General features: G+C 62.3%; 18 protein-coding genes. 10 read left to right on the top strand and 8 right to left on the bottom strand.

Features of this window, described 5'->3' with window-relative positions; genetic code table 11:
* Positions 1-53: 53 nt before the first annotated feature.
* Positions 54-1649 (bottom strand): class I adenylate-forming enzyme family protein, encoded by a 1596-nt coding sequence (locus tag B6S01_RS18780; RefSeq protein ID WP_037469422.1) that lies wholly within the window; start codon positions 1647-1649, stop codon positions 54-56.
* 127 nt (positions 1650-1776) lie between these two features.
* Between B6S01_RS18780 and B6S01_RS18785 the strand changes: the two genes are divergently transcribed.
* From B6S01_RS18785 to B6S01_RS18805, 5 genes are read left to right on the top strand one after another with little or no spacing between them, the layout of a single operon-like run.
* Positions 1777-2961 carry an acyl-CoA dehydrogenase family protein gene (locus B6S01_RS18785; RefSeq protein ID WP_037469561.1) on the top strand — a complete coding sequence of 395 codons (1185 nt, stop codon included), beginning with the start codon at positions 1777-1779 and terminating at the stop codon, positions 2959-2961.
* Positions 2958-4034, top strand: coding sequence for a phosphotransferase (locus B6S01_RS18790; RefSeq protein ID WP_037469564.1), 1077 nt, complete (start codon positions 2958-2960; stop codon positions 4032-4034). The genes B6S01_RS18785 and B6S01_RS18790 overlap by 4 nt, the downstream gene beginning before the upstream one ends.
* On the top strand, positions 4035-5012 hold the full coding sequence (locus B6S01_RS18795) for an NAD(P)H-dependent flavin oxidoreductase (RefSeq protein ID WP_037469424.1): 978 nt from the start codon (positions 4035-4037) through the stop codon (positions 5010-5012).
* A gap of 3 nt (positions 5013-5015) precedes the next feature.
* Positions 5016-5900 (top strand): crotonase/enoyl-CoA hydratase family protein, encoded by an 885-nt coding sequence (locus B6S01_RS18800; protein WP_037469426.1) that lies wholly within the window; start codon positions 5016-5018, stop codon positions 5898-5900.
* Between the two features lie 22 nt (positions 5901-5922).
* Positions 5923-6342, top strand: a complete 420-nt coding sequence (locus tag B6S01_RS18805) for a nuclear transport factor 2 family protein (RefSeq protein WP_037469428.1) — start codon at positions 5923-5925, stop codon at positions 6340-6342.
* 227 nt (positions 6343-6569) lie between these two features.
* Here B6S01_RS18805 and B6S01_RS18810 read toward each other — a convergent pair whose 3' ends face one another.
* Entirely contained in the window at positions 6570-6851 is a 282-nt protein-coding gene (locus B6S01_RS18810) for a hypothetical protein (RefSeq protein WP_037469567.1), read from the bottom strand.
* Between the two features lie 220 nt (positions 6852-7071).
* On the opposite strand from B6S01_RS18810, the gene B6S01_RS18815 reads away from it, so the two are divergent.
* A complete protein-coding gene (locus tag B6S01_RS18815) occupies positions 7072-8400 on the top strand; it encodes an MFS transporter (RefSeq protein WP_051908644.1) in 1329 nt (442 codons plus the stop codon).
* Between the two features lie 140 nt (positions 8401-8540).
* On the opposite strand, the gene B6S01_RS18820 is transcribed toward B6S01_RS18815, so the two are convergent.
* From B6S01_RS18820 to B6S01_RS18835, 4 genes are all read right to left on the bottom strand, one after another.
* Positions 8541-8930: a VOC family protein gene (locus B6S01_RS18820; RefSeq protein WP_037469429.1), complete on the bottom strand. Its 390-nt coding sequence runs from the start codon at positions 8928-8930 to the stop codon at positions 8541-8543.
* Positions 8931-9073: 143 nt separating this feature from the next.
* A complete protein-coding gene (locus B6S01_RS18825) occupies positions 9074-10792 on the bottom strand; it encodes an N-acyl-D-amino-acid deacylase family protein (RefSeq protein WP_094182670.1) in 1719 nt (572 codons plus the stop codon).
* A 2-nt stretch (positions 10793-10794) separates the two neighbouring features.
* A complete protein-coding gene (locus B6S01_RS18830; protein WP_037469433.1) occupies positions 10795-11649 on the bottom strand; it encodes a hypothetical protein in 855 nt (284 codons plus the stop codon).
* Positions 11650-11661: 12 nt separating this feature from the next.
* On the bottom strand, positions 11662-12522 hold the full coding sequence (locus tag B6S01_RS18835) for a TauD/TfdA dioxygenase family protein (protein ID WP_051908646.1): 861 nt from the start codon (positions 12520-12522) through the stop codon (positions 11662-11664).
* 120 nt (positions 12523-12642) lie between these two features.
* Here B6S01_RS18835 and B6S01_RS18840 point away from each other — a divergent pair, with 120 nt between their 5' ends.
* The gene (locus B6S01_RS18840) at positions 12643-13893 is read left to right on the top strand and encodes a TetR/AcrR family transcriptional regulator (protein WP_037469436.1); all 1251 of its coding nucleotides are present in this window, start codon (positions 12643-12645) and stop codon (positions 13891-13893) included.
* Between the two features lie 9 nt (positions 13894-13902).
* On the opposite strand, the gene B6S01_RS18845 is transcribed toward B6S01_RS18840, so the two are convergent.
* Complete coding sequence (locus B6S01_RS18845; protein WP_037469437.1) at positions 13903-14706, bottom strand: SDR family NAD(P)-dependent oxidoreductase; 804 nt, start codon at positions 14704-14706, stop codon at positions 13903-13905.
* Between the two features lie 89 nt (positions 14707-14795).
* On the opposite strand from B6S01_RS18845, the gene B6S01_RS18850 reads away from it, so the two are divergent.
* Positions 14796-15500: an aspartate/glutamate racemase family protein gene (locus tag B6S01_RS18850; RefSeq protein WP_037469439.1), complete on the top strand. Its 705-nt coding sequence runs from the start codon at positions 14796-14798 to the stop codon at positions 15498-15500.
* A 45-nt stretch (positions 15501-15545) separates the two neighbouring features.
* Here B6S01_RS18850 and B6S01_RS18855 read toward each other — a convergent pair whose 3' ends face one another.
* Positions 15546-16766 (bottom strand): amidohydrolase family protein, encoded by a 1221-nt coding sequence (locus B6S01_RS18855; protein WP_037469441.1) that lies wholly within the window; start codon positions 16764-16766, stop codon positions 15546-15548.
* Positions 16767-17186: 420 nt separating this feature from the next.
* Between B6S01_RS18855 and B6S01_RS18860 the strand changes: the two genes are divergently transcribed.
* Together B6S01_RS18860 and B6S01_RS18865 are read left to right on the top strand one after the other, a co-directional pair.
* Positions 17187-19739: a TonB-dependent receptor gene (locus B6S01_RS18860; protein WP_037469442.1), complete on the top strand. Its 2553-nt coding sequence runs from the start codon at positions 17187-17189 to the stop codon at positions 19737-19739.
* Positions 19740-20006: 267 nt separating this feature from the next.
* Positions 20007-20465 carry a VOC family protein gene (locus tag B6S01_RS18865; protein WP_051908648.1) on the top strand — a complete coding sequence of 153 codons (459 nt, stop codon included), beginning with the start codon at positions 20007-20009 and terminating at the stop codon, positions 20463-20465.
* Positions 20466-20488: the final 23 nt, after the last annotated feature.

Raw genomic sequence — 20488 nt, forward strand, 5'->3', positions numbered from 1 at the left:
CGATATTATCCCATCCGACGGCCAAAGGCAATATATGACAACATTCGGTGTATTTACATGGGGTGGTTTTCCGAAAGGGCGGGCAGCCATTCGCGCACGGCGCTTTTCAGCAGTTTGCCGTTGGGATTGCGGGGCAGCGGACCGTCCACGACATAGACATGGTCGGGCACCTTATAGTCCGACAGGCGTTCCGCGCAGAAGCCGCGCAGGCTTTCCTGATCGACCTGCCCGCGCGTCACCACGAACGCTTCGACCCGTTCGCCCAGCACCGGGCAGGGGCGGCCGACCACGACCGCTTCGGCCACGGCGTCATGCGCCATCAGCGTATTTTCCACCTCGACCGAATACACCTTGTACCCGCCCCGGTTGATCATGTCCTTCATCCGGTCGAGCACGCGAATATAGCCGTCGGCGTCCATGGTTCCGATGTCGCCGGACTTCCAGTAGCCGCCCGCAAACCCCTTGTCGGTCGCTTCCGCATTATTCCAGTAGCGCGGAACGGTCATTGCGCCCGCGATCCAGATTTCACCCTGCTGACCGGGCGGGAGTTGCCGTCCGTCCTCGTCCATGATGACGATGTCGGCATAGGGCAGCGCCTTGCCCACCTTGTCCGGGTGCGACGGGCATTGGCCCAGCGGCATCATCACGGCAGGGGAGGAGGTTTCCGTCGATCCGTAGATATTGACCAGCGTCAGTTGCGGCGCACGCTCGGCCAGGGCCTGGATCGTGGCTTCGGCCATCGGCGCTCCGCCAAAAGCGCCGATCCGCCAGCTCGACAGGTCGAAATCGCCAAAGTCCGGCTCCATCAGGCACAGCTTGTACATGGACGGAACCATGATCGCGAAGCTCATGCGCTCTGCCTGCGCAAGTTCGAGGAAGGGGCGCGCCTTGAACGACTGTTCCATCACGATCTTGCCTGCCACGCGGATGCTGAGCAGCATGACCAGGCCGACGCCGGTCACATGCGATGCCGGGACTGACAGGATCATCGATTCGCCATCCTTCAGGCCCAGATGGTTCTGGCTGCCGATGCAGATGGTGATGAGGCCGAGATGGGTGAGCACCGCGCCCTTGGGTCGACCGGTGGTGCCGGAAGTGTAGAGGATGCAGAAGGGATCGTCCTCGCCCACGGCGGAACGGTCGGGCGCATCGGTTGTCGTGTCCGATGTTTCTTGCGTCCATATCGCCGCTTCGGTCGCATAGGGCAGCCAGTGGTGGACATGGGGCAGGCTGGCGCGGTCGGGCAGCTGGTCTGCGAGCGCGTCGTCATAGATGATCGCCGCAGCGCCGCTGTCTGCCAGCAGATAAGCGGTTTCCGGCGCGCGCTGGCGAATGTTCATGGGAACGGCGATCACGCCGAGCCGGGCTGCCGCGACCAGCAGCGTCACATAATCGGCCCGGTTGGACAGCAGGATGCCCATGCGGTCGCCAGCGGCAAGGCCAAGCGCCGTCAGCCGGGCGGCGCAGGCTGCCACGCGCCTAGCTAGGAAGGTGTAGGTCCAGCGCATGTCCCCTTCCACCAGCGCGACGGCATCCGGCGCGCGGCGCACGGCGTCGAGGAACATCGCATAAAGGTCCGCCGGGCGATCCGGATAGCAGGGAACGACCCTGCCATGATGTATTTCCTTGCGGAATTGCCGTTCAGTCATTCGACCGTCATCCTCTCGACAGGACCGGCTTCGACGCGCCTGGAGCACGCTTCCCGGATGCTTTTTAATTACACCTTGCATTGTGCTTCTGGGCTTGGCAAGCGCCGCAGGGATGAAAGGAGCGGCGATGGCGACGGCAGAAAAAGATGACGCGCGAGCTATCGCCCGCAGGGTCGAACAGTTCACCCGGGAAACAATCATTCCCTACGAGACGGACGGCCGCCGAGACGATCATGGTCCGCTCGATACGCTGGTGGACGAGATGCGCGCCAAGGCCCGTGAGGCGGGCGTGCTGACGCCGCATATTCGCGCGGATGGCAGCCATCTCAGCCATCGCGACACCGCGCAGGTCTTGCGGGCTTCGGGCCTGTCGCCATTGGGGCCGTTGGCCTGCAACACCAATGCGCCCGATGAAGGCAACATGTTCCTGCTGGGCAAGGTCGCCACGCCCGAGCAGAAGCGCGCGTTCCTGGCACCCTTGCATGCCGGGGAGGGGCGGTCCTGTTTCCTGATGACCGAACCGGCAGCCGAAGGCGGCGCCGGGTCCGACCCGTCGATGATGCAGACCCGCGCGGCGTTGCAGGACGGCGAATGGGTCGTCAACGGACGCAAGGCGTTCGCTACGGGCTTTGCCGGGGCGACGTTCGCGATCCTGATGGCCAGGACGGATCGCGAGGATGGCGCAGCCGGAGCGACCATGTTCCTGGTGCCCCTGCCGCACCCGGCGCTTGTGCAGGAAAGGCTGATCGGCACGATCGACAGTTCGATGCCCGGTGGGCATGCGGTGGTGAAGATCGATAATCTGCGCCTGCCCGCATCATCCATCCTGGGCGCGCCGCATGAGGGCTTTGCCTATGCGCAGATCCGGCTTGCCCCCGCACGGCTGACCCATTGCATGCGCTGGCTGGGTGCGGCCACGCGCGCCAACGAGATCGCCGCGGATTACGCCGTCAAGCGGCAGGCGTTCGGCAAGGCGCTGATCGACCATGAGGGCGTCGGTTTCATGCTGGCCGACAATCTGATCGACCTGAAGCAGTGCGAACTGATGATAGACTGGTGTGCCGATGCGCTGGACGCCGGGGAAATGGCGATCACGGAAAGCTCGATCGCGAAGGTATCCGTGTCCGAAACCCTGTTCCGGGTTGCTGACCGCTGCGTTCAGGTGATGGGCGGCACGGGTGTCAGCCATGACACGATCGTCGAACAGGTGTTTCGCGAAATCCGCGCCTTTCGCATCTATGACGGCCCGACACAGGTGCATAAATGGTCGCTGGCCAAGAAGATCAAGCGCGAGGCGCTGGCTCGGCCATGAATGTCGAACAGTTGAACGCGGGCCTGAGCGAGGTGCGCGAGGCGCATCGGTTTGACGAAGGCGCGCTGCGCGCCTGGCTGCGCGATCATGTGCCGGAGGCGGAAGGAGAGCTGACCGTCCGCCAGTTCAGGGGCGGGCAATCCAATCCGACATTTCGGCTGGACACGGCGGGCCGTTCCTTCGTCATGCGTCGCAAGCCGCCGGGCGTGACGGTGCCGGGCGCTCATGCCGTCGATCGCGAGGCGCGGGTGATCGGCGCGTTGGGCAAGGCGGGCTTTCCGGTGCCGCGCATCTATGGCCTGTGCACCGATGACGCGGTGATCGGCAGCTGGTTCTATGTCATGGAATGCGTTGAGGGCCGGGTCTTTTGGAATGCGCGTTTCGAGTCGGTGGCGGTGGAAGAGCGGCCAGCCTATTTCGACGCGATGAACGCGACCCTGGCGCAGCTTCATAATTTCGATCCGGCTGCGCTTGGCCTGGACGATTTCGGCAAGAAGGGCAATTATTTCGACCGCCAGATCGCGCGCTGGTCGCGCCAATATCTGAGCGACGAGGCCGCCGGGCGCGACGCGAACATGGACCGGCTGATCGAATGGCTGCCCGCGAATATTCCCCCAGGCGACGAAAGCCGGATCGTGCATGGCGACTATCGGGCGGACAATATGGTCTTTCATCCGGTCGAGCCACGCATCGCGGCGGTGCTGGATTGGGAGTTGTCGACGCTGGGCCATCCGCTGGCCGATTTCGTCAATCACATCATGATGTATCGCCTGCCGCCCGCCATCCTGTCAGGATTGCGCGGCGTCGACATTGCGGCGTCGAACCTGATGCCGGAACAGGATTATATTGCGGCCTATTGCCGACGGACCGGCCGGGACGGGATCGACCATATCGGTTTCTATCGCGCCTTTGCCCTGTTCCGTCTGGCCGCCATCTATCACGGCATCAAGGCGAGGGCGTTGCGCGGAACGGCAGCGTCGGCGCACGCGGAAGAACTGGCGGCGCACTATCCGCTGCTCGCCCAACTGGCCTGGAGCGAGGCAGAGGCCGCCTTAACCAAGGGGAATGATTGAATGAAGACACGGATTACCGAGCTTACCGGCACGCGCTACCCGATTATCCAGGGCGGGATGCAGTGGGTCGGTCGCGCCGAACTGGCCTCGGCCGTGTCCAATGCCGGGGGGCTGGGCATCCTGACGGCCCTGACCCAGCCGACGCCCGAAGCGTTGGCGGACGAGATCGAACGCTGCCGCACGATGACGGACAAGCCCTTCGGCGTGAACCTGACCATCCTGCCGACGGCGCAGCCCGTTCCTTACGAGGCCTATGCCGAGGTCATTGCCGGTTCGGGCGTCGGGGTGGTCGAGACCGCTGGACGCAGCCCGGCCGAGTTCATCGCGCGCTTCAAGCAGGCGGGCGTGAAGATTGTCCATAAATGTACCGCCGTGCGCCATGCGCTGTCCGCGCAACGCGCCGGTGTCGATGCCGTGTCGATCGACGGTTTCGAAGCGGCGGGCCATCCGGGTGAGGACGATATTCCCGGCATGGTGCTGATTCCGGCTGCCGCGCGGGCGCTGGACATCCCCATCCTGGCCGCCGGGGGCATGGCGGACGGTCGCAGCATGGCGGCTGCGCTGGCTTTGGGCGCGGAAGGCGTGACCATGGGCACGCGCTTCATGCTGACGAAGGAAGCGCCGATCCACGAAGCGATCAAGCAGGCAGTCGTTCAGGGGACCGAGCGCGACACAACGCTGATCTTTCGCCAGCTGCGCAATACGGCGCGTGTTTTTCGCAATGCGGTCGCCGAAGAGGTCAACGTCAGGGAAAGCGAGGCCGGCGCGACGTTCGAGGATATCAAGGCGCTGGTCGCCGGTGTGCGGGGACGCGCGGCGCTGGAAAACGGCGAAGTGGACGGCGGGCTGGTCTGGGCGGGGCTGGGCATCGGCCTGATGGACGATATTCCCACCTGCGCCGAATTGATCGAACGGATCGTGAGAGAATGCCGCCAGTCGCTGGCCCGCGCGACGGCGCTCACCGCCGAGGAGGCTTGAGCCATGACCTACAACACCATCCGTTATGAAGTCGAAGATGACGGGCTGCTGCTGCTGACGCTGAACCGGCCGGACAAGCTCAATGCCTTCACCGTCGAAATGTGCGAGGAGCTGATCGACGCCTATGGCCGCGCGAGCCAGGACGACGCCGTGCGCGTCATCGTGGTGACGGGGGAGGGCCGCGCCTTTTGCGCGGGGATGGACCTGTCGGTGGGCGGCAACGTCTTTGGCCTCGACGAAAGCATGAAGCCGACGATGGAGGATTTGCGCGAACGATGCGACGATCCGGCCATCCTGAAGGGCGTGCGCGACACTGGCGGGCGCGTCGCGATGGCCATGTATGATTGCCTGAAGCCGATTGTAGGTGCGGTAAACGGCGCCGCCGTCGGCATCGGTTCGACCATGTTGCTGCCCATGGATTTCCGCTTCGCGTCCGAAAAGGCGCGTTTCGGTTTCGTATTCGGGCGGCTGGGCATCACGATGGAAGCCTGTTCGTCCTTCTTCCTGCCGCGCATCGTTGGGCTGGAGCAGGCGTTGGAATGGGCCTATCGCGCCGACATATTCGACGCCGCCGAAGCGCATGAAAAGGGTCTGGTGCGCGGCGTTTTCCCGGCGGAGGCGCTGGTCGATGAAGCGAAGGCTTTTGCCCGGTCGCTGGTCAAGGACCGATCGCCCGTATCGATCGCGCTGATCCGCCAGATGCTGAACCGCAACAGCGCGCAGCCCGATCCGTGGCAGGCGCACCTGACCGAATCGCTGGCGGTTTTCTACACCAGCCAGGCCGATGGCCGCGAAGGCGTCCGCGCCTTCAACGAAAAGCGGTCCGCCCAGTTTACGGGCAAGGCGTCGCAGATGCCGCCGTTTTTCCCCTGGTATGACAAACAGTAACATTGCACGGAGACAAGGTCAGATGATTACACTGGAAGACAAGATCGCGATTCAGGAACTGGTCGCCCGCTTCACGCGCTGTTCCGATTTCGGCGACTGGGAAGGCCTGGCTGCGATTTACACGCCCGATATCGTCACCGAGATGGAAGGCATCAGCATCCGCTATGAAGGCGTAGAGGCGCAGGTTGAGCATGCGCGGGAATCTGACCGGCAGGCTGAAGGCAAGAACCGCCATTATAATTTCAACCTGATCGTCACCGAAGATAATGGTCAGGTGTTCGCCGAATATGTGTTCATGAACGTCAACGCCGGACATGCCCCGATGAGTTCAAAGATCGTCGTCACGGGCCGCCAGCGCGACACGGTCGTCAAGACCGGCGACGGTTGGAAAATCGCGCGCCGGTTCATTCAGTTCGATCAGAAAATCAGCCTGGATTTCTGAAGGCGCGGAGACGGGGTCGTGGATATGAGCAATCTGTCCACGGCCTGCCCGGCGGCGCATCTGGCCGCTTGTGCTGTGAAGCAGGATAATTGGGGCGCGGGTCTTGCCCTTCATGTTCAGGGCGGCTCCCCTGATCACCCAGGCCTTCCGCGAAGCCCCGTGCAAATCGCCGGGCAGCGCGGGCATATGGAAAGGGGCTGCTCCTAGCCGGATGCAGCCCCTTTTCGTCAGAGCTTGTTGACTTCCTTGGCCGTCAGGCTGGTCACCAGACCTTTTTCCGCGGCGCTGAGCGTGGTGGCGGGGATGACGACGAAACGGCCGCTATAGATGATCTGAACGCCGGTAGGCTCGCCAGCGGCATTCTTGAGCACGCGGTCGATGAAGCCGACCTTGCGTCCATCGACCGTCTTGACCAGTGCGCGATCCTTGATCAGCGGCGCATCGGCCGCAACGGCGGCGGCCGAAAGAGACAGCGACAAAGCCGCTGCGAAAGCGAACGAAAACTTCATGATAATCCCCTTGGAATCGAACGGATGGCCGATAGCACGCGTCCCGGACAATAAGAAAGACATCAGTTGTTGCAAAAAATGCAATTTGCATGTGCATATAGGCCGTTAACGCACGGGCGGATGGCATGATGGCGCATTCACCGGCAGGGAAGGGGAGCCAGGGGGGCTTTGGCAAACGGATGACCATCAGCAATGTTCGGCGTATCACCGGGCGTTCCGCGTGACGGTTCCGTCGCGCGTATCCGGGCCCCGGCTGGCGGCATTTTCCGTCACCAGCATAGCGACCGGCGGGTTCAACATCCCGCTTCAAACCTACCTGCCCGCCTTTTACGCCACGGCGATCGGCATGGACCTGGCGACCGTAGGGCTGGTCTTCATGATCAGCCGGTTGTGGAGCGCAGCGGCCGACCCACTGGTCGGCTGGGCATCGGATCACAGCCGCACGCGGATCGGTAGACGAAAGCCCTGGATACTCGGTGGCGGGCTGCTGTTCCTCCTGTCCCTGTACGCGGTCTTTTCACCGCCCGCAGGCGCCAGTCCGCTCTATCTTGGCGGATGGCTGCTGCTGTTGTGCCTGGGCTGGACGGCCACCTCGACGCCGCTTTACGCCTGGGGCGGAGAGATGGCCTCGTCGCCCATAGAGCGCGCCCGCATACAGGCATATATTCAAACGGGGTCGTCGATCGGCATCTTCCTGGTTCTCGTCCTGCCCGCCCTGCTCGACGCGACGGGGCGCGGCAATCCCGAGATACGCGTGGGATCCATGGGGGCGCTGGTGGCGGTCGTGCTAGCCGCGGGCATCCTGCTGATCGCCATCCTGTTCCGTGAGCCGCCGGTCGCCGATCGCCCTTCTGCTTCGGTGAACTGGCGGCAGGGACTGATCGCCATGTTGCGCGACGCGTCGCTGTGGCGGATCGTGGCGTCGGACTTTTTCGTCGCGCTGGGGCAGGGATTCCGCACCGCGATATTCCTGTTCTTCGTCACCCGCTACATGGGCATGGCGTCGCCCGCATTGCTGCTGATGCTGCAATATGCGTTCGGTATCTTCGCAGCGCCGCTGTGGGCGCGGATCAGCTACCGTTTCGGGCGGCTTCGTACGCTGGTGATGGCCGAGGCGGTACAGGTGGTCATCAACCTGATGGTCCTGTTCCTGACGCCCGATCGCATGTGGCTGTTCATCGTGCTGATCGTCGGGCAGGGCCTGACGCAGGGGTCAGGCAATCTGATGCTGCGGTCGATGATCTACGACGTGGCGGACCGCCATCGCGAAACGAGCGGCGTGGAACGGGCGGGGCTGTTCTCGTCGGTGTTCAACGTCACCACGAATGCGGCCTATGCTCTCGCGGTGGGCATCGCGTTGCCGGTCGTCGGCCTGCTTGGCTTCGACCCGCGCTCTTCGGGTACGGACGGGTTGGCGGGCATGCATCTCTTCTTCGCGATCGGTCCGGCTTTTGGCCATTTCATGTCGATCCTGGTCATATCGTGGCAGGGCGGAAGCGGTGGCGGTTCGACCATAGCCGACCGCCTGTCCGCCTGGGCCCGGCCGTAGAGACATAGCCTGCCACGAAAGCTGGATTGCATGCATTTCCCGTGGCTATGGGCGTGGAGCGGATGTCTTCAGTTTACGTTCCAGTTTACGATAGATTGGCATCTCTGGCCCTGACTCGCGCAGACGTTGCCGAAAAAAGCTCAGCCCAGCGGTTGGAGCAGTTCCAGCAAATGCCCTTCGGGGTCGGCGACATAGGCAATCTTCAAGCCATGCTCAGGAACGTCCACCGGGGGCGTGACGACCGATCCGCCGCCGCGCGTCGCCGCGTCGATGACGGCGTCGATGCTGTCGACCGACAGGCCGATGACGGCTTCGCCGGGCGCGGGGCATGGGCGGTCGAGATATTGCACCAGGTTGAGCAGGGTTCCCGAGGGGTCGCCGATTGCCAGTACCGTTTCGCGCAGCGCCCAGCCGGGCTCGTCCACGGCGATGCGGGTCTGGACGGTGAGTCCGAGGCTATCGCAATAAAAACGCTCCATCAGCGCAAGATCGGCAACGATGATCTTGGTGAAAGCGTAGCCCTTTATCATGTCGCAAGTCTCCCATGTCGGTGAGTGCCGGTCGCACGGAACCGCCGGCCGGTCATGCTGCTTCCCGCTTCCCACGGCAGCCTGCAATTCCTTGTATATAGTGGGCAGTCAATAACGCACGCCATTCGTTCATGCGCCCTTGGTCACCCCGCTATTTGCGCACCCCGCACCAGTCGTCCAGGCCGCTCGCCCGTCGGTTCATCATTGCGACGGATCAGCTGTCCCGAGACGATTGTTGCGACAAAGCCAGTCGCCTTCTGGTCCAGCCGCCGCCCGCCGCCCGGCAGGTCGTAGCGCACATGCGGCGCGTGCAGGTGAAGCGCGTCCAGGTCAATGATGTTAAGGTCCGCCTTATACCCCGAAGCGATCCTGCCACGGTCGCATAGGCCCATCGTATCGGCTGGCCTTGAGGTCAGCGCCTGCACCGCCTTTGCCACGCTGAGTTTCGGCCCGTCGCGGTCGCGCGTCCAGTAGGTCAGCAGGAATGTCGGATAGCTGGCGTCGCAGATCGCCGCATAATGCGCGCCGCCGTCGCCCAGCCCCATGACTGTCGCGGGGTGGTTGATGAGGTCATGGACGGCGTCGAGCTTGCCCTGATAAAAATTGCCAAGCGTATTGTAGAGCAGCCCCCGGCCATCACCTTCACCCATCATCAGGTCATAGGCGACCTTTTCGGGCGAGACGTTCAGGCTTCGCGCGCGTGCGCCGACGCTGCTTTGCGCGGGCGGTTCGTAATTGGGCGGGTCGGACAGGGGGAAGATCCAGTCCCAGTTCCGCGTCATCATGGCCAGCGGATGCCCTTCATGCGGGGCTTCCGCGACCAGCTTTGCGCGGAAGGCCGGATCGCGCAGATGTGCAAGCTGCCCATCCAGCGGCAGGGCGGCGATCGCTTCATAGCCGGGGCAGAGGCTGAAAGGATGGCTGGAGAGTTCAAAGCCGCAGATCATGCCTACCGGGCGCGGCAATATCTGTGGGCTGATCTTCATGCCTTGGTCATTGGCATCCTCGCAAATGCGCAGGGCGTCTTCCCATACCGGCTCGCCCCCATTTGCGGTGCCCAGGGTGAAGGTCGCGGGCCTGCCCGACGCCTGCGCCACGGCGAGCAGGTGTGAAAGCTCGTCGGTCCAGCTTTGAAACGGCGCGTCGAGCACCATTTGCAGCACGCCCGTATCGGCGTCGCGCAGCGCGCTGGCGATGGCCTTCAACTCATCGACGTCGGCCTGATAGCTTGGGATATTTTCCCCTGCCTTGGTGCGGTGGATCAAAAGGCGCGAGGTGGCGAAACCGATCGCCCCGGCGTCCAGCGCTTCGCGGGTGATCGCGCGCATCTGCGTCAGATCTTCCGCCGTAGCAGCTTCGCGTCGCACGCCGCGTTCACCCATCACGAACACGCGCAGCGGGCTGTGCGGCAGCAGCGCCGCGACGTCGATGTCGCGCCGCCGCGCGTCGAGAGCGTTCAGATAGTCGGGAAAGCTTTCCCAGTCCCAACTCAGCCCTTCGGCCATGACGACGCCGGGAATGTCCTCCACCCCCTCCATCAGCCGGATCAAACGGTCGTGATCGGCAGCGCGGCAGGGCGCGAAGCCGACCCCGCAATTGCCGATCACGACAGTGGTCACGCCATGAGAGGAGGAGGGGGAGAGTTCCTCTGACCAAATGGCCTGACCATCATAATGCGTGTGGATATCGACGAAGCCGGGCGTGACGGTCAGCCCCGTCGCGTTGATGATCTCCTTCGCCTCACCCGTGAAGTCGCCGACGCTGAGAATGCGGCCGTCGCGGATGGCGACATCGCCGGTGAAGGGATCGCCGCCGCTGCCATCGACGATCGTTCCGCCGCGAATGAGGAGGTCGCAGGACATCGTCATTCGGCAGCCCTGGCGATGGGGTCGAGCGCGACCTTGCCATCCGACGCCCAGAAGGCGCCTTCGCGCGACGTGTCGACATCCTCCGCGCCGCGCACGCCCAGCGCCTCCCGCGCTTCGGCAAGCGGCAGGTGGAACGCGGTTTCCAGCTTCTTCATGAACAGCGCGTCGCTTTGCTGCCCCACCTTCATGCCGCGCTGGATCGCGTTTACAGCCGTCGGCCACACTTCGGGATAATGCAGCATGGTGCGGACCGTGTAGCGAAGCGATCCGAATATCTGGATCATGTTCACTTCGGCGGCGAGATGCGGATTGTGCATATGTTTGGGCACGTTGGTCAGCCGATACCAGTAGGGCACCAGTTCACCCATGAAGTTGAAGCCGCCGCCGCAGAGAATATGTTCGAAATCGTGCGTCTGGCCTGATCGCAGGTTATAATATTCCAGTTGTGTCTTTGGTTCGGTCCATGGCGTGATCTGGATTTCATAATCGCCCGCCGTCATCTGGTTATAGAAAATGCCGCCAAGGGAACCGGGCGCATAATCCTTGAAGTCATCGATGGTGTAGGTGGATATGAAACCTTCGCTGAACCATGCATCCAGTTCGGGATTGACCTTTCGTTCCTGCGTGAACATGTCCTCGATCGCGTCGAAATCGCGCAGGGAATTGAGGATCGGCAGAAATTGATACATTTCCGCTGGTGCAGGCATGTCCGCGCCGTTGCGCCGCAGCAGGATCGTCGCCAACCATTCACGCAGGCGCGGATCGTTGAGATATTTGGACGAGGATATCAAAACGCTGCTGTCGGTTTCGACAGGCATGACGCCACGCAACAGATAGGGAATGTCCACCATGTTCCGGTTCCTTCAGTCGAGCACCAGTTGCTTGTCGCCTGAACCCCAGGCGCTGATCCGTTCATCGCCCACCTGGAACTGTGGGAGCAGGTCGAAGAAGCTCTTGTCGGCGACGACGATGCGTTGCAGCCGTCGCGGCGTCATGCCGGTCAGGTCGCCGCGCGCGTGCTGAAGCGCGATATTGTCCCAGATGACGATGTCGCCATTGTTCCAGTGATGCCGGTAGACGCGATCCTTCCGGTAAAGTTCGACGAAAAGCGCGTCGAGTGTCGCATCGCTTTCCGTCCGCTCCATCCCCATGATGCGGGCAGTCTGCATATAGCTGACATAGAGGATGGCGTCCCCCGTGCGAGGGTGCGTAATGATGACGGGCCGCACCTGATGCGGCATGTCGTCGGGACTGTCATAGCCAACCGTGCGGTGCGTCTGGACCGGCGCGATCATGGTCAGGGCTTCGCGCCCTGCGACCCTGGCGGCAAGGTCGGCCGGCAGACTGGCGGCGGCGTTGGCGCCGTTTACGAAGTCGGTGAAGCTCTGTCCGTCATTCACGGCGACGGCGTGCAGGGAAATGACCTTGAACGGCTCTTCGGTGAAGGCAAGGTCGCTGTGCCAGGTGAGCGGACCTGAACCCAATCCGCCGTCCGTTGAAATTTCGCGATATTCCCCGTGCGCGCCAAGCACGCGACCGAAATTTTCAAGCAGGCGGACCTGATCCTGCTCCTCCAGTTGCTGATTCCTGAACAGCAGCATTTTATGGCGGTCGAACAGCTCGACCATGCGCTGTTCAAAACCATCGGGCAACGGCCATTCCAGCCGGATGCCGATTTCCATGCCGAACGGCTCCAGCGGCCGCTCCGTCCATGGGCTGTCCATGACTCGCTCTCCCAACATAGTTGACCGAACGGTATCGAACCGTTCGGTCTTGGTCAACAAGCATTGGTGCATCCTTGCGCCATGCTGATATAGCGCCACGATGATTTGCAGGAACGGCGGATGAAAGAGGTGGCAGCGGCCAGGACGGAATTGCCGTCTCCGCGCGTCCGGCACCTGTTGTCGTCGGCTCGCGCGCAGTTTGTCGAGCGGGGCTTCGATGCGGTCAGCATCGACGCGATCGCCCGTACCGCAGGGGTCAGCAAGGAAACGATCTATCGCCATTTCGCGGACAAGGAAGCGCTGTTCCGCGCGGCGCTGGAGGCGCAGGGTGCGGAGTTCATAGCGCGCGCCGCAGCCGTTCATGAACGTGCCGCCAGCGATGGATCCGAACTGGCGGGGCTGGCCCGTGCGATCCTTGATTCCGCTTTGGATCAGGGCATGTTCAGCGCGCTGTGGGTCGCGGCGGGCGTGGCGCACAAGATGCCCGATCTCGCTTCATCGCTGCAAAATGGACAAGGCCTGCGGCTGGAGCCTGTGCGGCAGGCGCTGGAGGATTTTGCGCGGGCAAAGGGCGTCGATCGTGCCGTGCCGCTGGAAATGGCGCTGGATTTCGGGTCGCTGGCGGTTGAAGGGCCGGTGGTGTTGATGGGCTTTCCCGCTGCTCCGCCGGATCAGCGCTTGCGTATCGCCCATCATGCCGCCGCCCTTTTTGCGCAAGGCGTCCGTGGCGCGCAGGAGGGCGAGGCGCCCTTTCCACATCCGATCCCGCCGGTCGAGGCGGCTGAAGAGGAGGCTCCGCCAGCCCATATCCGCGCCCTGCTTGATGTCGCGGCGCGACATTTCCTGGCCCATGGCTATGAGGGCGCCAACCTGAACCTTATCGGCGAAGAAGCGCGGGTCGGGCGCGGCACGCTCTATCGTCATTTCGCCAGCAAGGCGGGTCTTTTCGCAGCCGCCATGCGCGCTTCGGCGCAGGATTGCGGGCGTGGGGCAATGCCGCCGCCGTTGCCGCACGGGCGGGCGGATGCGGATGCCCTGACGGCTTATCTGGAAGCAAGTCTTGCGACGCTGGCTTCCGCGACTTCCATCCAGCTTCATCGGGTGGTCATCAGCCAGTCCCGCCGTGACGCGGCGCTGGCGCGCGACGTCTATGTCATTCTTCGCGCGCCATGGGTGGCGGGGCTTTTGCCCTGGCTGGAGAGCATTGGCGCAGGGCAAGGGGGCGAATGGCTTGCGCGTCAGTTGCTGGTGCTTGCCCTGCGCGGCAATCGGCTGTTCGCTGGCGGGCATGCGGTCGCCGCGCAAGACAGGCAGCGTTTTGCGCAGCGCGCGTCGGCGATTTTCCTGGATGGCTTTATCAGCCTGCTTTGAGGCGGGAGATCAGCCGGGGACGCCGGTGAAGGCGGTGATTCCGCCATCGACCACCAGTTCGGCGCCGGTAATGTAGCGCGCCTCGTCGGAACTGAGGAAGAGCGCAGCATGCGCGACGTCCCACGCGTCGCCCATACGTCCCATCGGCACCTGCGCATGACGTTTGGCCACCATGCCTTCATAATCGCCCTGATTGTATTTTTGCGCCAGCCGTTCCACGAGCGGGGTGAACATGAGGCCAGGCACGACGCAGTTGAGACGCACGCCCTTTGCCGCATAGGCGACCGCCGTGACCTTCGTGAACTGGACCAGCCCGGCCTTTGCAGTGGCGTAGGCGACCTGATCCTTGCCGACCCAGCGCATTCCAGCGATGGATGAGATGTTGACGATCGCCCCCGCGCCCTGCCGGGCCATGACGGGCAGGGCGGCCTTGCTCGTCAGGAAGGCGCTGGTCAGATTGAGGTCAAGCTGCTCCCGCCAGACCTGTGCGTCCATGCTTTCCGGCGTGCCCGGTTCCGACCGGCCGACATTGTTGATGAGGATGTCCAGTCGGCCGAACCGGGCGACGCAATCGGCGACCAGCGCATCGACCTGCGCGGAATCCGTGACGTCGCAGGCGGCGACATGCATGCGGTTATCTTCACCGACGACGATTGCCTGCGTTGCCTGGGCGGCTGCAAGATCAAGATCGACGCCATAGACGGTTGCCCCCTGACGCGCGAGCAGGGTGGCGATCGCCTTGCCATTGCCCCAACCGGGCGCAGAGCTGCCGCAGCCGGTCACGATTGCGACGCGCCCGTCCAGTCTCAACATCCTCGATCCCCTTTTGCGTAGCGATTCATCTTGCGGCACGCTGATGGCATCGCCATTGCGACATGGCAACTTTTCGGATGGAGAGCGCAATGAGTAACGTGCCGCGCATTATGATGATCAGCGCGCTTGCCCAATCGCCCGGCCCCGCCATGGCCGCGATGCGGGAAGAATGGCCCGAGGCGGCGGTCCACAATCTGATCGACGACTCTCTGGCGTCCGACTTCGCAACGATCGGTGAAATCAGCCCGGCAATTTACGACCGGTTCCAGACGCTTGGACGCTATGCCGCCGCCGCCAATGACGGGCAGGCCGAGACGGCCGGCATTCTTTTCACCTGTTCCGCCTTCCGCCCCGCGATCGAACGGGTGAAGGCGGACCTTTCAATCCCCGTGGTGACGCCTAACGAAGGCGCGTTCGACGAGGCGCTTGCCCTGTGCAAGGGTAAAGAGGGCGGCGGGCGTGTCGGTCTGCTGCTCACTTTCCAGGGATCTGTCGCGCCGCTGGAAGGAGAAATTCACGCGATGGCTGACGCCATTGGTCAGGCGCGACCCGTCGTCATGCCGGCTGTAGCGAGCGGTGCGCTTGAGGCGCTTCAGGCCGGCGACGGAGATGAACATGACCGCCTGAGCGCCGCCGCAGCGGACGCCTTGCCGCCCGTGGACGTGATCGTCGTAGGCCAGTTTTCGATGGCGCGCGCCGCCGCGCTGGTGAGGAGCAAGCGTGGCGAACCTGTCCTGACCACGCCCCAGATGGCGGCCCGCAAGCTGCGGCGGCTGGTTGAAGGCGGGGAGTGAAGGAAGCGGGGGCGGATGTTCCTTCCGCCCCATGCCTTTTGGCCGTCAGACAGCCAGCCTTTCGCCGGCGCGGGCCGGGACGATCACCGGATCGCCCATGCGTTCGAATGCGGACAGGAAATTTCCGCCCATGAACAGATCGCGGCGGCGTGCCGACAGGCGATCGGCATGTTTTTCGAAAAATGCCTGATAATGGCCTGCCGGGTCGGCAAAGCCTTCAAAGTGCGGAAAGTCTGACGAGAACATCAACATGTCCTCGGGCAGTTGCTCCATGATCAGGTCCAGCGGATTGTCGCTGCCGCAATTGAGCGGCGTGCCGCGTATGTTGCGGCGGATATATTCGCTGGGCTTCATGGCATATTTCCATTTGCCCAGGAACAATTCGGCGGTTGGCGTAGCGCGTTCGTCAATGTCGTTGAGGACGAACGGCATCCAGCCGATGCCAAGTTCCGCTATCGTCACCGTGAGTTTCGGATGGCGCTCAAACAGTCCTGAAAATACCATCGCGTTGATATTCATCATCGCGGTGACATGACGAAAACCGCCGCCGAACTGCCGCAGCAGGGTGGGATCGGCCGCCATGTTGGACCAGCCCGGATCGAAAGACATGCGCTCAAATCCGGTGTGCAGCATTGCGATCATGCCGCTGTCGGTAACCGCGCGCCAGAACGGATCCCAGTCCGGATGGACAATGGCCTTGCCCGCGACTGGCGCGCCGGGGATCAACACGATGCGGCTGCCGCGGCGGCGCATGCGCTTTAGTTCAGCGATCGCCCAATCCAGATCCTCATAATCGAGCGCAGTCACCGGCAAAAGGCGGCCGCCGCCTTCGTCGCAGGTGTCGGCCAGCCAGTCGTTGGCCGTGCGAATGGTTTCCTGTCGCAACCCCAGATCGTCGATGAACGTCTGATATGTGATGCCCGACAGGCAGATGACATTTTGCAGGTCGATGCCCTGGCCATCCATCCATTTGAGCCGCGCCCTGGTATTGGCGACTTCCATCTGGTTCTTGCCTTCAAATTCGGCGCGGCGCCCTTTTTCATCCGCCTTCTCCTGCGCGAACAGGGTGAGGAGGCCTGGCGGCATAAGCTCTTGCATGGATGGACGACGTTCGTCGGGGATGGATCGCACCAGATCGCCGCAGATAACCTTGACCGCCAAAGCGCCGCCATCGAGTTCCGGCAACCGCTTCGCGAGATCAGGATATTGATCGAGCCATTCCGGCCCCGGCTCAAAATGCGCGTCGACATCGATCACCAGACTCATCGCTCTCTCCTTTGAGAAGTCCACGTTGATTTGCGGATCTTGAAGCGGGAATGATTACGGGTTCGTGGAATGTATGTCCATATTGCCATGGGATATTCGTAATATGCCGCCAAGGCGGCAATGATCCCATTCTGCGCAGCATAACGCAAAATAGTCACCGCATTTGCGCCTGATGATGGCAATTTGCGCCGTTGAGAGGGAAATGCGGCTTTGACAAGGCTACGCATAAACGGCATGAATTATGCGCAGCCGTGATTTCTCAATATGCCAATCGGCAGCGGTTGAAGAGAGGGGTGGAATTCGCGATTGCGACAGACAGTCGATCTGCGTTCCCATGACTAGCGTTGCAAGGGCGCTGCCCCCCTATATCCAATAAGCATAAAAACCGGCGCAAAAGTCGGCATTCTTTGGGAGAGAGACATGAAAACTATCGAATTACGCCATATCCTGCGTGGTGGCACCGCCTTGCTGTCTGGCATGGCCGCCATGACATTGCTGGCTCCGGTGGCATCGGCGCAGTCGGCCGAACAATCGGCCGAACCGGTCAGCATGGCCGAGATCATCGTGACGGCCAACCGCCGCGAGGAGCGCGGGCAGGATGTTCCAATCTCGATCACGGCCATTTCGCCCCAGCGGCTGGAGCAACAGGGCATCAACAAGGAGCAGGATCTGCAGGCCAGCGTCCCGTCGCTCGTCGTTGGTCCCAATGGTCAGGGTTCGCGCGATTCAAACTCTTTCACGCTGCGTGGCCAGGGCGCGACGTTTCAGGCTTCGCCGGGTGTCGTCGTCTATCTGAACGAAATCCCGCTGCCTTCCGGCATCACGCTCAGCCAGCAGGGCGGCCCCGGCAATTTCGTCGATCTTGAAAATATGCAGGTGCTTGCAGGCCCGCAGGGTACGCTGTTCGGCCGCAACACGACAGGAGGCGCGGTGTTGCTGGTCCCCAAGAAGCCCACTGACAGCTTCGGTGGCTGGGTGAAGGGCGAATATGGCAATTATGACCGCAAATATCTGGAAGGCGCAATCAACCTGCCGGTGAACGAGAAGCTCGCCGTGCGTGTGGTCGGCGCCTACCATGACCGCGACGGCTATACGCGTGACGTCGTGTGGAACAAGGATCGCGACAATGAGCATTGGTATTCGGGCCGCGTCGGCATCCTGTTCAGGCCGACCGAAACCATCACCAACTATACCATGGTGTATGGTTCCTATTCGAAGAATAACGGCGCGGGCCTGATCCATCGCGGATTCAATATCGACAGTCCCGGCGGTTTGGCCGACCTTGGCCTGTGTGCAAATCTGCCGGTCGGCGTGGTGGGCGGTTATTCGTGCGACGTCTATCGGGCGACCACGGCTCAGGCAGACGCGCTGGGGCCGCGCAAGACGGCCTTCTCAACGGATACGTTCAGCAAAACCGAAACCTGGGGCGTCAGCAACACGACCGACATCGAACTGTCGGACGAAATCACGCTGCGGAACATCGTCAGCTATCAGAAGATGAAGGTCGGCTATCGCTATGACGGCGACGCAACCGTGCTTCAGCAGCACGATGTGGACCCCGGCCGCTTGCCGGCTCCGGGCGTCGTGACGCTGCCGGGGACGAACTTTCCCGTCACCTATCTGAACAGCACGGGCGCGACCGAACTGCCGCGCGACAATCTGCGCGTATGGACAGAAGAATTGCAGTTGCAGGGCACCATGCTCGACGGCAATCTCAACTGGACGGTCGGCGGTTTCTATTATGACCAGCGACCGGACGGCCTCCAGGGTTCCCGCGCGGTCCTTTACTGCCCTGCTGTGACGACAGGTCTTTGCACGGCCTCGCAGTCGCAATATGGCACAAGCACTGTGTCCAAGGCGCTGTACGGGCAGGCTACGCTTGATTTTGCCGCCCTGTCGCCCGCTCTGGACGGGCTGCGCCTGACCGGCGGCTATCGTCAGACCTGGGACCATGTGTACGGATTTGCCACCCAGTTCAACTATACCAGCCCCAACCCCGGCCAGGTCCGTTGCGGCAAGGATAATCTGGACGTCCCTGAAGCCACGGCGGTCGAGGATTGCCGTTTTGAAGGATCGCAGCGCACCAGTTCGCCGTCCTGGCTGGTGGGTCTGGATTACAAGGTGTCGTCCAACATCCTGCTCTACGGCAAGGTCAGTCGCAGCTACAAGGCGGGCGGCTTCAACAACTATGCCGTCTATTTCGGCCAGGGCACCGATCCTGACACACGCACCTTCCTGCCGGAAAAGGTCACTTCCTATGAAATCGGCATGAAGTCCGATTTCCGCCTGGGATCAGTGCCCCTCCGGTTCAACATCGCTGGCTATTCGACGGATTATAAGGGCATTCAGCGCGCGACTGGTGACTATAATCCGACGACAACGGCAGGTGGCGCGCGTACGCTCAATGCGGATGCCCGGATCAACGGCATAGAAATCGAAACCTCGGTCCGTCCGTTCCCCGGCGTGGAGGTCGGCGGCAACTTCAGCTACACGGATGCCAAGTACAAGAAGTTCGACTATGTCACGCCCACCGGCGCGCTGGCCTGCAACGGCTTTGTTCCGGCGGGCGGCACGGCCGACGCCTCCTGTCTCGATTTCCAGTATGTCGCGCCGTACATCTGGAGCTTCCATGTGTCGGCCGAACAGCCGCTCGCCAACGACATGGGCACGCTGGCGCTGTATGCAAATTATTCGCATACTTCGAAGCAGAATACCGAAGCAGTGCAGCTTCCCAGCCAGCAGCCAGGTGCGGTACTTGAAGCCTTCGGTCTGCTGTCAGTTTCGCTGGACTGGCGCAAGGTGGGCGGATCAGGCTTCGATCTCGGTCTTTTCGCGACCAATCTTGTGAACAAGACCTATCGCATCTCGAATGCGGACGTCTATCAGGCTGGTGGCCTGCTGTACTGGGCGACGCTCTATGGCGAACCGCGCATGTATGGCCTGCGCGTCAAATATACTTTCGGCGGGGGTTGATGAGCCGACCGGACAGCTCGCCTGCCCGGTATCGTAAAGGAAGGCCGGTGGCTGCGCGAGCCATCGGCCTTTCTGATTATGCGGCGGGAGGAATCTTCCGCTTCCCCCACGAATGCACCTGACGTTGTTAATTCCCGCTTGCGTCGAATCCCTGCGCATTTCAGAACTGAACCCGGAATAGCGATAGCAGAAACAGAAAATCGATTCGGGTTCGAACGACGCATTGCAGGTGCAGATGCAGCCATTTGGTTCGCTGGTTAGGATGACATGATCAAGAGCTTTCCCCATTTCGGCATTTATGTCGCCGACATCGCGCTGGCGACGCGCTTCTATGTCGACGGGCTTGGCTTTGAACCGCAGGAAAGTGGAAGCAGCGATGCGCCGGGGCCATTGCTGGAAATACCCGGCGCTACGGTCCGCACACAGTTCATCCGGCACGAACAGGGCATGCGGATGGAATTGTGGACGGTCGAGAATCGCGTGCCCGCTGGCGTGGCTGATCCTCGCCCGGCCAACCTGCCGGGGCGTGTGCATCTGTGCTTTGTGGTGGACGATCTGGAACAGGTAGCCGCCCGCATTGTGGAATTTGGCGGGAGCAGGCTGGACGCGACATTGTCGGATCTGGGCTATGGAAAACTCATGTTTTGCGCGGACCCGGATGGAACGCGAATAGAACTGGTCCAGATGACAAGCCAATGGTCTGGTGGCGCTTCGGAACAAGGCTGAAACGCGCCCTCGCCAGGCGCAGC

It is taken from the genome of Sphingobium herbicidovorans, assembly GCF_002080435.1.
Taxonomy (GTDB): Bacteria; Pseudomonadota; Alphaproteobacteria; order Sphingomonadales; family Sphingomonadaceae; genus Sphingobium; species Sphingobium herbicidovorans.